11 protein-coding genes and 1 pseudogene are annotated in these 14,059 nt (G+C 62.9%); 7 read left to right on the forward strand and 5 right to left on the reverse strand.

Translation table 11 applies throughout. From position 1 onward, the window contains the following. Positions 1-55: 55 nt before the first annotated feature. Both ACW5W7_RS20385 and metH read right to left on the reverse strand, forming a co-directional pair. Positions 56-1,111 (reverse strand): Gfo/Idh/MocA family oxidoreductase, encoded by a 1,056-nt coding sequence (locus ACW5W7_RS20385; RefSeq protein WP_456502882.1) that lies wholly within the window; start codon positions 1,109-1,111, stop codon positions 56-58. A 35-nt stretch (positions 1,112-1,146) separates the two neighbouring features. Continuing rightward, positions 1,147-4,818 carry a methionine synthase gene (gene metH / locus ACW5W7_RS20390; RefSeq protein ID WP_456502883.1) on the reverse strand — a complete coding sequence of 1,224 codons (3,672 nt, stop codon included), beginning with the start codon at positions 4,816-4,818 and terminating at the stop codon, positions 1,147-1,149. A gap of 206 nt (positions 4,819-5,024) precedes the next feature. Here metH and ACW5W7_RS20395 point away from each other — a divergent pair, with 206 nt between their 5' ends. Both ACW5W7_RS20395 and ACW5W7_RS20400 read left to right on the forward strand, forming a co-directional pair. Next, positions 5,025-6,302 (forward strand): cation:proton antiporter, encoded by a 1,278-nt coding sequence (locus tag ACW5W7_RS20395; protein WP_456502884.1) that lies wholly within the window; start codon positions 5,025-5,027, stop codon positions 6,300-6,302. 741 nt (positions 6,303-7,043) lie between these two features. Next, positions 7,044-7,220 carry a hypothetical protein gene (locus tag ACW5W7_RS20400; protein WP_100858785.1) on the forward strand — a complete coding sequence of 59 codons (177 nt, stop codon included), beginning with the start codon at positions 7,044-7,046 and terminating at the stop codon, positions 7,218-7,220. 62 nt (positions 7,221-7,282) lie between these two features. On the opposite strand, the gene ACW5W7_RS20405 is transcribed toward ACW5W7_RS20400, so the two are convergent. Continuing rightward, positions 7,283-7,807, reverse strand: coding sequence for a GNAT family N-acetyltransferase (locus tag ACW5W7_RS20405; protein ID WP_456502885.1), 525 nt, complete (start codon positions 7,805-7,807; stop codon positions 7,283-7,285). Positions 7,808-8,003: 196 nt separating this feature from the next. Between ACW5W7_RS20405 and ACW5W7_RS20410 the strand changes: the two genes are divergently transcribed. Both ACW5W7_RS20410 and ypfJ read left to right on the forward strand, forming a co-directional pair. Beyond that, entirely contained in the window at positions 8,004-8,267 is a 264-nt protein-coding gene (locus ACW5W7_RS20410; RefSeq protein ID WP_434665240.1) for a hypothetical protein, read from the forward strand. A gap of 73 nt (positions 8,268-8,340) precedes the next feature. Continuing rightward, on the forward strand, positions 8,341-9,195 hold the full coding sequence (ypfJ, locus tag ACW5W7_RS20415) for a KPN_02809 family neutral zinc metallopeptidase (protein ID WP_456502886.1): 855 nt from the start codon (positions 8,341-8,343) through the stop codon (positions 9,193-9,195). Positions 9,196-9,286: 91 nt separating this feature from the next. Here ypfJ and ACW5W7_RS20420 read toward each other — a convergent pair whose 3' ends face one another. Further along, a complete protein-coding gene (locus ACW5W7_RS20420) occupies positions 9,287-9,970 on the reverse strand; it encodes a Dph6-related ATP pyrophosphatase (RefSeq protein ID WP_456502887.1) in 684 nt (227 codons plus the stop codon). Positions 9,971-10,198: 228 nt separating this feature from the next. Here ACW5W7_RS20420 and ACW5W7_RS20425 point away from each other — a divergent pair, with 228 nt between their 5' ends. From ACW5W7_RS20425 to ACW5W7_RS20435, 3 genes are all read left to right on the forward strand, one after another. Further along, complete coding sequence (locus tag ACW5W7_RS20425; RefSeq protein ID WP_456502888.1) at positions 10,199-11,515, forward strand: MFS transporter; 1,317 nt, start codon at positions 10,199-10,201, stop codon at positions 11,513-11,515. Between the two features lie 187 nt (positions 11,516-11,702). Next, positions 11,703-12,419: a MarC family NAAT transporter gene (locus tag ACW5W7_RS20430; protein ID WP_456502889.1), complete on the forward strand. Its 717-nt coding sequence runs from the start codon at positions 11,703-11,705 to the stop codon at positions 12,417-12,419. A gap of 114 nt (positions 12,420-12,533) precedes the next feature. After that, positions 12,534-12,737: a hypothetical protein gene (locus tag ACW5W7_RS20435; RefSeq protein WP_349920717.1), complete on the forward strand. Its 204-nt coding sequence runs from the start codon at positions 12,534-12,536 to the stop codon at positions 12,735-12,737. Positions 12,738-12,849: 112 nt separating this feature from the next. Here the strand turns inward: ACW5W7_RS20435 and tldD are convergent. Continuing rightward, a pseudogene (gene tldD / locus ACW5W7_RS20440) lies at positions 12,850-14,046 on the reverse strand (metalloprotease TldD); the annotation flags it as partial. Positions 14,047-14,059 lie beyond the last annotated feature (13 nt).

The following is a 14,059-nucleotide window of genomic DNA, read 5'->3' on the forward strand; positions in this document are numbered from 1 at the left end:
GCAAGAAGGGCCCTGGACAAAGAGCGCCGTCTTGCCAATGCCCTCTAAGGCCGTTTCAGTGCGGGCCGCGCAACTGCTGTTGCAGGCCGAGCAGCAGCCCCACCTCCTGCAGGCGGCGGGCGGTGACCCCGCCCCATCCCCCGACAGGGATTGGCGCCAGCAGGGTCTGGGCGATGCAGTGACGATAGAGGGATCCCTCCAGCTGCCAGCGTTGCGCCCCCCCGTTTTCATGATGGTGCAGCCAGGCCAGGTTGCCGCTTCGCAGCAGCTCGATCACCCGGCCATCCTTGAGCGTCAGGCGTAATCCCTTCTTCTCCACACCGGGCCCGGCGTACTTGTCGAGCCAGAGGGTGACGGACACCCCGGCCGCTTCCCCGCGCAGGCAGGCACGTCCCTCCGCCGTACTCAGATCGCCCCGTGCGATGGGCCGCCCCAGCCGATCGCAGACCCCTTCCGCCACCAGGTGCAGGCTGTCATCCCCGCCGAGGGCCACCAGCAGTTCGCGGATCATCGCCAATACATGGGTGCCGATGTCGAGGATGACCCCATCCGGATGGCGGAAGGTCCGCTGATCCGGCTCGCCGGTGGCGAAGTTGAGGGCGAAGGGATGACCCTGTGCGTCGATGCCGCAAGGCTCCAGCAAAAAACCTTCCACTTCAGCCACATCCTCAAGGGTCGCGGGCCGAACGGCCGCCCCCTGAGGCTGCCAGCCGGCATCCAGTCCCTCACCGAGCAGTTGCTGCGCGGCGCGGCGCGCCATCCAGTGATCCAGCGCCAACACCCGACTCGCCACGGCAGGATCCGCCAGCAGGGCCAGCAGGCGGTCGTGCTGGGCCAGGCTGGCCACCACGGGTTTTTCGACCAGGATCAAGGGGATGGCGCTCGCCAGCGCCTGCTCCAGCACCGGCAGGTGCAGCAAAGAGGGGGTCGCGATGACCAGCCGGTCCAGGGGCAGCGCCAGCAAGGCTTCCAGACTTTGGGTTTGCATCACCCCCGGCAGCGTCTGCGCCGGGTCAAATCCCCATATTTCAGCATTTTCCGCCAATGCTGCGAGGGCAGGCAGATAGGCCGTCTGCACCACGGCCCCCAGGCCGACAAATCCAATCTTCATCATTACCTCGATACAGGGTCCGCAGACCCTGTCGATCAATGCAGGTTAGGCCCCAGCCAGCGCTCGGCTTCCACCAGAGTCATGCCCTTGCGCACGGCGTAGTCTTCCACCTGATCCTGCTGGATCTGCGCCACCGCGAAGTATTTGCTGTCTGGATGGGAGAAGTACCAGCCGGAGACCGCCGCCCCCGGCCACATGGCGTAAGACTCGGTGAGCTTCATGCCGATGGCCGGCTCTACCCCCAGCAGCTCCCAGATGCTCCCCTTCTCGGTGTGCTCGGGGCAGGCCGGATAACCCGGCGCGGGGCGGATCCCCTGGTAATTTTCGCGGATCAGCTCCTCGTTGCTGAGCGCCTCGTCCGGGGCATAGCCCCAGTGCACTTTGCGCACCTGCTCGTGCAGGTACTCGGCGAAGGCCTCGGCCAGACGGTCGCACACTGCCTGAATGAGGATGGCGTTGTAGTCGTCGTGCTCCGCTTTATAGGCGTTGGCGATGGCCTCTTCACCGATGCCGCCGGTGACGGCGAAGGCACCGATCCAGTCCGGTTTGCCGCTCTCTTTCGGTGCCACATAGTCCGCCAGACAGTAGTTCGGGAAGCCCTGCTTCTCGCTCTGCTGGCGCAGGTGGTGCAGCACCTTGCGTACCTGGGTGCGCGACTCGTCGGTGTAGACCTCGATGCTGTCCCCCACGGCGTTGGCGGGGAAGAGGCCGACGATGCCGGCGCAGCGCACGCTTTGATCCTGCTCGAGTTTGTCCAGCATGGCGTTGGCATCGGCAAACAGCTTGGTTGCCTCCTCGCCGATGATTTCATCTTCCAGGATGCGCGGATACTTGCCCGCCAGCTCCCAGCTCAGGAAGAACGGCGTCCAGTCGATGTAGGGACGCAGTACCGAAATGGGCACGTTCTCGAATTGCTGCACCCCGGGCTCGCGAGGTGCCGGGGGCTGATAGCCGACCCAGTCCAGCTGATGACGGTTGGCGCGGGCATGGGCCAGACTGACCGGCTTGGATCTCGGCTGCTTGCGAGCATGCTGCTCGCGGGCAATCTCGTACTCCTTGTCGATGCGGGCGACGAAGGCGGGCTTGAGCTCTGGGCTCAGCAGGCTCTGGGCCACCCCCACGGCGCGCGAGGCGTTCGACACATAGACCACGGGCTCCTTGTAGTTCTGCTCTATCTTGACCGCGGTATGAGCCTTGGAGGTGGTGGCGCCACCGATGAGCAGGGGCAGCTTGAAGCCCTGACGCTCCATCTCTTTGGCGACGTGCACCATCTCATCCAACGAGGGGGTGATAAGGCCGGACAGGCCTATGATGTCTGCGTTCACCTCGCGAGCCGTCTTGAGGATGGTCTCGCAGGAGACCATGACCCCGAGATCCACGATCTCGAAGTTGTTGCACTGCAGCACCACCCCGACGATGTTCTTGCCGATGTCGTGCACATCCCCCTTCACGGTGGCGAGTACGATTTTGCCGTTGCTGTAGCCCCCCTGCTTCTCCGCCTCTATGTAGGGCTGCAGATAGGCCACCGCCCGCTTCATCACCCGGGCGGACTTCACCACCTGGGGCAGGAACATCTTGCCCGCGCCGAACAGGTCGCCGACCACGTTCATGCCGTCCATCAGGGGCCCCTCGATGACGTGCAGCGGCCGCTCGGCTCCGGCCCGCGCCTCTTCGGTATCCTCTTCGATGAAGTCGGTGAGTCCCTTGACCAGGGCGTGCTCGAGCCGCTTGCCCACGGGCCAGCTGCGCCACTCCTGATCCCGCGGATCCTCCGCCTGGGCACCGGCACCGCGATACTTCTCGGCGATGGCCAGCAGCGCCTCGGTGGCATCGGGGTTGAGGTTGAGCACCACGGCCTCGACCTTCTCTTTCAACTCAGCCGGGATGTCCTCATAGATGGCGAGCTGACCGGCGTTGACGATGCCCATGTCCATGCCGTTCTGGATGGCGTGGTAGAGGAAGACGGCGTGGATGGCTTCACGCACCGGCTCGTTGCCCCTAAAGGAGAAGGAGACGTTGGAGACGCCGCCGGAGATCATGGCGTGGGGCAGGTTGTCCTTGATGTCCTTCACCGCCTCGATGAAGTCCACCGCGTAGTTGTTGTGCTCGTCAATGCCGGTCGCCACCGCGAAGATGTTGGGGTCGAAGATGATGTCTTCCGGCGGGAAGCCCACCTGATCCACCAGGATGCGATAGGCGCGCTGGCAGATCTCGAACTTGCGGGCGCGGGTGTCCGCCTGGCCCACCTCGTCGAAGGCCATGACGATGACGGCGGCGCCGTAGCGACGCAGCAGCTTCGCCTGCTGGATGAATTTCTCCTCCCCCTCCTTCATGGAGATGGAGTTGACCACCGGCTTGCCCTGCACGCACTTGAGGCCGGCTTCCAGCACCTCCCACTTGGAGGAGTCGATCATCACCGGCACCCGGGCGATGTCCGGCTCGCCGGCGATGAGGTTGAGGAAACGCACCATGGCCGCCTCGGCGTCCAGCATGCCCTCGTCCATGTTGATGTCGATGATCTGGGCGCCGCTCTCCACCTGCTGCTTGGCCACATCCAGGGCCTCGTCATAGAGCCCCTCCTTGATGAGGCGCTTGAACCGCGCCGAGCCGGTGACGTTAGTGCGCTCCCCCACGTTCACGAACATGGATTCCGCCGTGATGATGAGGGGTTCGAGACCGGACAACCGGCAGGCCACCGGGATCTCTGGCAAGACGCGGGGCTTGATGCCCGCCACGGCGTCCGCCATGGCGCGAATATGGGTCGGGGTGGTGCCGCAGCAGCCCCCCACCAGATTGAGGAAGCCGCTCGAAGCCCACTCGCGGATGTGTTCCGCCATCTCGACCGCGTCGAGATCGTACTCGCCAAACGCGTTGGGCAGGCCGGCGTTGGGGTGGGCGCTCACGCAGGATTCGCTGATGCGGGAGAGCTCTTCCACGTACTGGCGCAACTCGTCCGGACCGAGCGCACAGTTGAGGCCAAACGAGATGGGTTTGACGTGGCGCAGGGAATGGTAGAAGGCTTCCGTGGTCTGGCCGGACAGGGTGCGACCCGAGGCGTCCGTGATGGTGCCAGAGATCATCACCGGCAGGGCATGGCCCAGCGCCTCGAACACCCCTTCCACCGCGAAGGCGGCAGCCTTGGCGTTGAGGGTATCGAAGATGGTTTCAATCAGGATGATGTCGGCCCCCCCTTCGATGAGGGCGTGGGTCGATTCGGTGTAGGCGGCCACCAGCTCGTCATAGGTGACGTTGCGCTTGCCGGGATCGTTGACGTCCGGCGAGATGGAGGCGGTACGGTTGGTGGGGCCCAGCACACCGGCCACGAAGCGAGGCTTGTGCGGCTCTTTCACCGTCCACTCGTCCGCCACGGCCCGGGCCAGCCTGGCGGCTTCCCGGTTGATCTCGGCGGAGAGCTCTTCCATCTCGTAATCGGCCATGGCGATACGGGTGGCGTTGAAGGTGTTGGTTTCGAGGATGTCGGCCCCGGCGGCACAGTATTGATCGTGGATCTCGCGGATCACCGCGGGCTTGGTCAGCACCAGCAGATCGTTGTTGCCCTTGATGTCCGTATGCCAGTCGGCGAAGCGCTCACCCCGGTAGTCCGATTCACCGAGCTTGTAGCCCTGGATCATGGTGCCCATGGCCCCGTCGATGATCAGGATCCGTTCCCTGAGGCAGGCTTCCAGCTTCTTTTTTATGTTCGACACCGCTCGTTCCTCTCACATCCATGCAACTACGTGGCCTCCATCCTAACAGCAAAAAAATCAAATGGAAATCTAGCCGTCTATCTGTCCGTAACCGACCGCCATATACTCACAAATAGGTAATGAGTAAGATGTGTCCCGAGAGTACCCTATGCCCGTCCTTGATAGGGATACGTGCTTGCTGTCTACTAAAACGAGAAAAAATAACTATGAGCGTCTACTACACACTCTGTTTCTTGGCAGCGTTGGCGATCTTCATCGCCTTTGCCAACCAGTATGTTGTAAAGATCCAGACCACCATCGCCATCACCGCAGGATCCATGCTGATCTCCGCCCTGATGGTGCTGTTTGGTAAGTTGGGTTGGTTCAATCTGGAACCTCTGGCCGTCAAGACCATGGAGAGCATTGACTTCCAGAACTTCCTGCTGAAAGGGATCCTGGGCTTCCTGCTGTTCGCGGGCGGGCTCGGCATCAATCTGAAGGCGTTGCGCAGCCAGAAGTGGGAGATCACCATTCTCTCCATCGTCGCGACCCTGCTCTCCACCTTCATCATCGGCTACGGCTTCTGGTTCATCTCCAGCCTGCTGGGCTGGGACGTTCCGCTGATCTACTGCATGCTGTTCGGTGCCCTGATCTCCCCCACCGACCCCATCGCCGTGCTGGCCATCGTCAAGAAGATGAAGGCGCCACCCCAGATCGCCATCCAGATCGAGGGGGAATCCCTGTTCAACGACGGCGTCGGCCTCGTCATCTTTGCCACCGTCTTTGCCGTGGCCTTCGGTGGCGTAGAACCGACCTTCACCAGCGTGGCCGGTCTGTTCCTGCATGAAGCCCTCGGCGGCATCCTGTTCGGCGCCGTGCTGGGCCTCATCGCCCACGTGATGATCAGCGCCACCGACGACGGCTCCCTCGAGCTGCTGCTGACCCTGTGCATCCCGACCGCCGGCTTCGCCTTCGCCAACATGATCGGCGTCTCCGGCGCCCTGGCCATGGTGGTGACCGGCATCATGATCGGCAACTGGACCCGCCACTCCGGCTTCTCCGAGCAGAGCCGCCACCACCTGGATCACTTCTGGGAGTTGATGGATCAGTTCCTCAACGCCCTGCTGTTCCTGCTGATCGGTCTGGCGCTGGTGCTGCTGGATCTGGCCTGGCGTGACTGGATCCTGCTGGTCATCGCGGTGCCGCTCTGTCTGGCCGCCCGCTTCATCAGCGTGTCCCTGCCTTATGTGGCCTTCCGTCGCTTCCGCAGCTACAACACCTTCTCCATCCGCATCCTGACCTGGGGTGGCCTGCGCGGTGGCCTGGCCATGGCCATGGCCCTGGCGCTGCCCTCCGGCGTCATGATATTGCCGGAACATGGGGTCGACCTGCGGGAAGTCATCCTGGTGATGACCTACTCGGTGGTGATGTTCTCCATCGTGGTGCAGGGGATGACCATCACCCCCATGATCACCGCGGCCAAGAAGGCGAGCGGCGGCTACTAAGCCACTGCTTCAAGCCATGATGGCCAACAGAGAGGGCTCCCGGCGGGAGCCCTTTTTCTATCCGGCATACCCAACATGAGCATGACCATCACACCCTGTGGATCACCGCGGCCAAGAAGGCGAGCGGCAACTACCAAGCCATTGCCTCAAGCCATGATGGCCAACAGAGAGGGCTCCCGGCGGGAGCCCTTTTTCTATCCGGCATCTCCAACATGAGCATGGCCATCACACCCTATGGATCACTGCGGCCAAGCAGGCGAGCGGCAGCGACCAAGCCATTGCCTCAAACCATGATGGCCAACAGCAAGGGCTCCCGACGGGAGCCCTTTTTTGTCTGATGCGGCAGTGAAAAACATGGGGGTGAAATGATGGCACCAAATATTTGTTTGCTTTTCAGGCAAATCGAGGAGAGAATGCGCGCCGGCTAGTTAATCAGCCCTGATTATGTTCGCAATGCTTCACCGTTAGATGAATCCTGCCAGTACACACATAACCTCCCTCTGATTTACTCGCCTCGAAAACCGTCAGGCTGTCTGCCTGCGTTGCCCGGTTTTCACGGCGCAGACCCGATCTGCCCACTTCCAAGTAGCATCATGCATCCGCGTGATCCTTGGCGCATTTCCTTGAAAAGTGCAGACGCCCCTGACAGGGCTGGGTATTCCTGCGTGGATCTGACCACGCCCATTGACCTGACATTTGCAAAAACAAGGAGCAAACACCTCATTGATATAGAGAAATACCATGATGAAAGCAGTACAAACACACAAACCCCTGCGTCGTAGCAAGCCCGTCAACCTGCCCCCGCAAGAGCAGGATTATGATGCCTTCCTGATCCAGTTCAGCACCCGTTTCAGTGGTGGCTTCGCCATCTCCTGTGACGGCATCCCCGGCGAGTTCTCCATCGAGGATCTCAACTGATCAGCACTGCCCATGGCAGACCCGATGCAAACAGGCCGCAACTCACGGCGGCCTCCCTTGTCTCACGATAAAACGCACGGCTCCTGGTCCGATGCTTCCAGCAGCAGACACTCCTCCTCACTGTCACCCAGTTTGATCAGCTTGCCCTGAGTGAGCCCCAGCTTGGCCAGCAGCGCAACCGAACGCTCGTTGCCCGGGGTGACGATGGCGATGACCCGCTCGATACCGAGCCGCTCACGCCCATCCCGGATCGCGGCCTGCGCCGCCTCGACCCCGTATCCCAAACCGCGGTAAGCCGGCAAGAAGGCGTAGCCGATGTCTTCGCACGGCAGGGTATCGCGCTTGATGAGGCCGCAGATGCCTATCCTGGCGCCATCTTCCCGCCGACTCACCAGATAGAGACCATGACCATGCCGGGCATAGCTGACCGCCGGCCCCTGCTGGATATACTCTTCGGCACCGCTCAGGGTGCGCACGCCCCTATCGCCTATCCAGCGGTGGAAGTCGCCATCGTTGAGCAGTTCGAGGATGAAGGGGGCATCGGTGAGATTGAGCTCGCGCAGGGCGAGGCGCTCGGAGAGGATCATGGCAAGGCTCTTCTAGTCGGAAAACGGGGACGAGAGAAGCCAACAAGACTGCCCCCGCGCTTTCCCCTTGGCAAGGGGGGCGGGTAAAAAGTGCCGCCTGACGCGGATACTTGGCACCGCGCTACCTAGGCCCGGGCCGGATGCGGTTATAATGCCCGCCCAATGACACTCCTACCCTTCGACTCAGGAACAAGACATGACAGAGAGCACCGAATTTTTCGACGAACAGACCCTGCTGGAAATGGTGGATAACCAGCTCGCCGACGGCAACCCCCTAGAGGTGAAGGCCACCCTGATGCGGCTGGTGATGAAAGGCACCCCGCGGGAAGAGGCGCTGCAATACATCGCCTGCGCCCTCGGCGCCGAGCTGATGGCGATGGAGGCGGATCAAGGCCCCTTCAACCTGACCCGCTACGCCGAATTCCTCGACAGCCTGCCCGAGATGCCCTGGGCCGAGTAAGGCCATCCGTTAGGCAAGGCACGCCCGCAGCCATTATCATTACTGCCACGACCAATCACGGGAGCAGGCAGACATGCGCTGGCAAAATCGTCGGGAGAGCAACAACGTAGAAGACAGGCGTCAGGATGGGGGCGGCAGCGGAGGTGGCGGCCTGCCCATCGGCGGCAAGGGACGCCTCATCCTGGTGGTCGTAGTGATGATCGCCGGTTACTACGGGGTGGATCTCAGCCCGTTGCTCAACGATCCGGCCCCGCAAACCCAGGCGCCGCGCCAGAATGTGTCTCAACCCGCCAACGATCCCCTGGCCAAGTTCACCTCGGTGATGCTCGCCTCCACCGAGGATGCCTGGGGGGAGATCTTCGCCCAGAACGGCAGCCAGTATCAGCCCCCCAAGCTGGTGCTCTATCGCGGCGCCACCCGCACCGGCTGCGGTCAGGGTCAGTCGGTGATGGGCCCCTTCTACTGCCCGGCGGACAAGTCCGTCTACATCGATCTCTCCTTCTATCAGGACATGCGCGACAAGCTCGGGGCCGACGGTGACTTCGCCCAGGGCTATGTGGTCGCCCACGAGGTGGGCCATCACGTCCAGAACCTGCTCGGCATCTCCACCAAGGTGCGCCAGCAGCAACAGGGACTGAGCCAGGTCGCCCAGAACCGACTCTCGGTCAAGCTGGAGCTGCAGGCCGACTGCTTCGCCGGGGTCTGGGGCCACTACATGGAGCGGGAGCAGGTGCTGGAACACGGGGATATCGAAGAGGCCCTCAACGCCGCCCAGGCCATCGGCGACGACAGGTTGCAGCAGCAGGGACAGGGCCGGGTGGTGCCGGACAGCTTCACCCATGGCAGCTCGGCCCAACGTCTGGCCTGGTTCAAGAAGGGCTTCGACAGCGGCAAACCCGCCAGTTGCGATACCTTCGCCGCCCGCTAGCCACCGGCTGACGCCAACAAAAACGCCGACCCTGGGGTCGGCGTTTTGTTATCAGCCGTTTTATCTGGCCAGCTGGCATCACCCTTGTCATTCATCTCGCCTGGTGGCCCGCAGGCAGCAGATCCGTAAAGACGAATCCGTCTCTTACCACGGTTTCCCCTGTCTCGATGGCCAGCGGCCGCGAGAACATGGGACCGTCATAGGCCAGGGTGTGAAACTCCCCGTTCTCGCCGCACGGATCCACCCCCTCCGGGAGGGCCGCCAGCAGAGCCTCGTCGAACTCGTGCCCCCCCAGGCTCATCTCCAGCCGCTTGGGGTCGAGGGTGCTGATCCGCGCCTTCAGCCCGGCCGCCATCATCTCTCCCGCCAGGGTGCGAGTATCGCTGCCCCAGAGCGGGAACAATGCCGAGATCCCGGTCCCCTCTAGCTGACGCTCCCGATAGGCGCGCACGTCCTCGAGGAAGAGATCCCCGAACGCCATGTGCCGGATCCTCCGCGCCACCACCCCTTCAATGAAACCGGTCATGATGCGGCCGTAATCCTCGTTGCTGCAGGGCCAGGGGAGGTCGATGGTCTCTATCGGCAGTCCCACACACTCGGCCTGCTGCATCAGCAGCTGCTTGCGCACCCCGTGCATGGCGACCCGCTCGAACGCCTGATTGAGGGTGGTGAACAGCCCCACCACCTCGATGGCCGGGTCCTGGCGCAGCCGATGCAGTGCCCAGGCGCTGTCCTTGCCGCTGCTCCAGGAGAGCAGCACCTTGGTCTTCGTCATTCTCTATCCAACCCTCGTAGATGGGAGCCACGCAACCATCGCCGCCGCCACGGATCCGGGATCCACGGCCAGCCTATCTCCGGCCCGCTTGTGAGCTCGGTGTTGCAAGACTGTGTTGCGAATTGTGCGATTTACATTGCAGGATACAAAAGCATACCCTCGTGGGTGAGCGTATCCCCGCAGATGATGGGGAACAATAACTAAAAAAACGATGGGAAACATAAGGATATGACTACAGTCACCACACCGCGTGAGCATAATCGCCCCCTCAACCGACAGGATTACAAGACCCTGAGCCTGGCGGCCCTCGGCGGCGCCCTCGAGTTTTACGATTTTATCATCTTCGTCTTCTTCGCCGTGGTCATCGGCGAGCTGTTCTTCCCGGCCGATATCCCCGAGTGGCTGCGCCAGTTCCAGACCTTCGGCATCTTCGCCGCCGGTTATCTGGCCCGCCCCCTTGGCGGCATCATCATGGCCCACTTCGGCGATCTCATCGGCCGCAAGCGCATGTTCACCCTGAGCATCATCATGATGGCCCTGCCCACCCTGCTGATCGGCCTGCTGCCCACCTATGCGGCCCTCGGCATCGCCGCTCCCCTGCTGCTGCTGTTGCTGCGGATCCTGCAAGGGGCCGCCATCGGTGGCGAGGTGCCGGGTGCCTGGGTGTTCGTGGCCGAACATGTGCCCGCCAAGCGGGTCGGCGTCGCCTGCGGCACCCTCACCGCGGGGCTGACCGCCGGCATCCTGCTCGGCTCCCTGGTCGCCACCGCCATCAACCGCGGCATGAGCCCGATCGAGGTGAGCGAGTGGGGCTGGCGTCTGGCCTTCGTGCTCGGCGGTGTCTTTGGCATCGTCGCCATGTATCTGCGCCGCTGGCTGCACGAGACCCCGGTGTTTGCCGAGATGCAGGCCAACAAGGCGCTGGCCGAGGAGCTGCCCCTCAAGACGGTGCTCCGTGAACACAAGGGCAGCGTCATCGTCTCCATGCTGCTGACCTGGCTGCTCTCCGCCGGCATCGTGGTGGTGATCCTGATGACCCCGACCTATCTGCAGAAGGCGCATGGCATCACCCCGACCGACGCCCTGACCGCCAACTCCCTGGCGATCCTGGCCCTGACCCTGGGTTGCATCTGCTATGGCCGCCTCATTGATGCCATCGGCAGCGGACCCACCTTCATGCTGGGCTCCCTGCTGCTGGCTGCCACGACCTATGCGTTCTATCACGGTCTGGCGGCGGGCATGGATCAGCTGATCCCCCTCTACGTCCTGGTCGGCTTCGCCGTCGGCATCGTCGGGGCCGTACCCTATGTGATGGTCAACGCCTTCCCGGCCGTGGTGCGCTTCTCCGGGTTGTCCTTCTCCTATAACGTGGCCTACGCCATCTTCGGCGGCCTGACCCCCATGCTGGTGACCCTGTGGATGAAGGAGGACATGCTGGCACCATCACACTATGTGGTCAGTCTGGCTGCCCTTGGCTTCGTTCTCGGCCTGATCTTCTGGCTCCGCCAGCGTAGCCAGCATCAGACCCGGCCACAGACAGCCTGAGCAACCCCAGGCCAGACGCGTCGCACTGGCCTGCCAGTTGCTGAGCCCTGATCCGATTCAGACAGCGAGCCCCGGTTTTCGGGGCTCGCTGTTATGCCTCCGTTCAGGCAGGCTCAGTAGAGTAACCTACCTCTTTCGCCAGAGCCGTGTCTGGCTCCCGTTTCAGCCAACTAACTTGAGGTGCAAGATGTTCTTCCAGGTCGTATTCATCGCCTTGCTGGCACTGCTGCCCATGGTCAACCCGCCCACCACCGCCACCCTGCTGCTGGGCCTGAGCAAAGGCATGTCACGCGAACATGTCCGGCGCCAGATCAATCTGGCCGCCCTCTATCTGTTCGCAACCCTCTGCGTCAGCTTCTTCATCGGCTCCTCCATCCTGGATCTGTTTGGTATCTCCATCCCCGGCCTGCGTCTGGCCGGCGGCCTCATCATCGCCTTCATCGGCTTTCGCATGTTGTTCCCGGCGCCGGCGCAGGCCACCGAAAACGACATCAACCAGAGCATCGCCTTCGTCCCCCTCACCATGCCCAGCATGTGCGGTCCCGGCACCATGGCGCTGGTGATCAGCGGCGCCGCCCAGATCGCCGAGCTGCCGGCTGACTACAACCGCTTCGTCATCTACTCCGGCATGGTCACCGCCTTCGCCCTGATGAGCTTGTTGAGCTGGGGCGTGCTCAAGCTGGCGGACCCGGTGTGCAAGCTCCTCGGCGCCACCGGCATCGACGCCATGACCCGCATCATGGGCTTCCTGCTGGTGTGCATGGGCATGCAGTTCTGCATCAACGGCATCAAGGAAGTGGCGCAGGATCCGGTATTCCACGGCGCCCCGGCGGCCCAGGTCCAGCACCATATCCCCACCGGCGACAGACACATTGAACCCGGCCAGGTTGCCCCCAAATCCTGAACCTTGTGAGGGCGCGGCAGCCTCGCCGGATAGTTTGTTTTTTGTACATGACGGGTTCAGCTTGTGAAGCCTAGAGTGGTATTGCCCGATTAATGACCACCTGGGAGAGATGAGATGGATAACCTGCTGACCGAGATCCGTGGCTACAGTCTGTTTCATGAGTACCTGAACGTGGTGGGCGTCACCAGCCCCAACCCCGCGCAGATCGCACAGGACTGGGAGTACAAGAGCGCCAACCGGCTGATCGCCAGGATCAGCAAGGATCCTCAAGGCAATACCCATTACTACATCGACGCTCGCGCCATCTCGGTCAACTGACCCGACTCTGTCCAGCCCCGGCCTTCGCCGGGGCTTTTTATTGCCCACCCACGGCCCCAACAAAAACCCCGGCCAAGGCCGGGGTTTGCAGGCAAGTCTGTCGACGGCGGACTTACTGGGTGCCGCCCACGGTCAGGCTGTCGAGTCTCAGGGTCGGCTGGCCGACCCCGACCGGGACGCTCTGCCCCTCCTTGCCGCAGATGCCGACACCGCGATCCAGTTGCAGATCCCGGCCCACCATGGAGACCTGGCTCATGGCCTCCGGGCCGTTGCCGATGAGAGTAGCCCCCTTGATGGGAGCACCAATCTTGCCATCCTCGATGAGGTAGGCCTCGGAGGCGGAGAAGACGAACTTGCCGGAGGTGATGTCCACCTGGCCGCCACCGAAATTGGGGGCATAGATCCCCTTCTTCACCGAGGCGATGATTTCCGCCGGATCGTACTGACCCGCCAGCATGTAGGTGTTGGTCATGCGCGGCATGGGCAGGGCGGCGTAGGATTCACGGCGGCCGTTGCCGGTCAGCGGCACCCCCATCAGCCGGGCATTCTGCTTGTCTTGCAGGTAACCCTTGAGGATCCCGTTTTCGATCAACACGTTGTAGCCACCCGGCGTCCCTTCGTCATCGATGGAGACGGAGCCACGTCGACCCGGCAGGGTGCCATCATCGACGATGGTGCAATGTTTGGAGGCGACCTGCTCGCCGATGCGACCGGCGAAGGCGGAGGAGCCCTTGCGGTTGAAGTCTCCCTCCAGCCCATGACCCACCGCCTCGTGCAGCAAGACCCCGGGCCAGCCTGCGCCGAGCACCACGGGCATGGCACCGGCCGGTGCATCGATGGCTTCCAGGTTCACCAGGGCCTGGCGCACGGCTTCCCGCACATAGCCGAAGGCGCGGCTCTCCAGACCATCCAGCTCGAGGAAATAGTCATAGCCGAAACGGCCACCGCCACCGGCGCTGCCGCGCTCACGCTTGTCGCCCTTCTCGGCGATGACGGTCACCGACAACCGCACCAGGGGGCGCACGTCGGCGGCCAGGGTGCCATCGGTAGCCGCCACCAGGATCTCTTCATAGACGCCGCTGATGGAGGCCATCACCTGATTGATGGCGGGATCCAGGCTGCGGGCAAACTTGTCCATCTGCTCGAGCAGGGCGATCTTCTGCTGCTTGTCGAGGGTCTGCAGGGGATCCATGGCCGGATAGAGCAGGTTCGCCTCCGTGCGGGCCCAGGCCTTCACCTTGCCCTGAGCCCCGGCCGCCGCCGTGCCCCGGGCGGCGGGGGCCGACAGCTGGAGGGGCCCCAGGCGCAGTTAGTCCGCGTAG

It is taken from the genome of Aeromonas intestinalis (assembly GCF_054052485.1).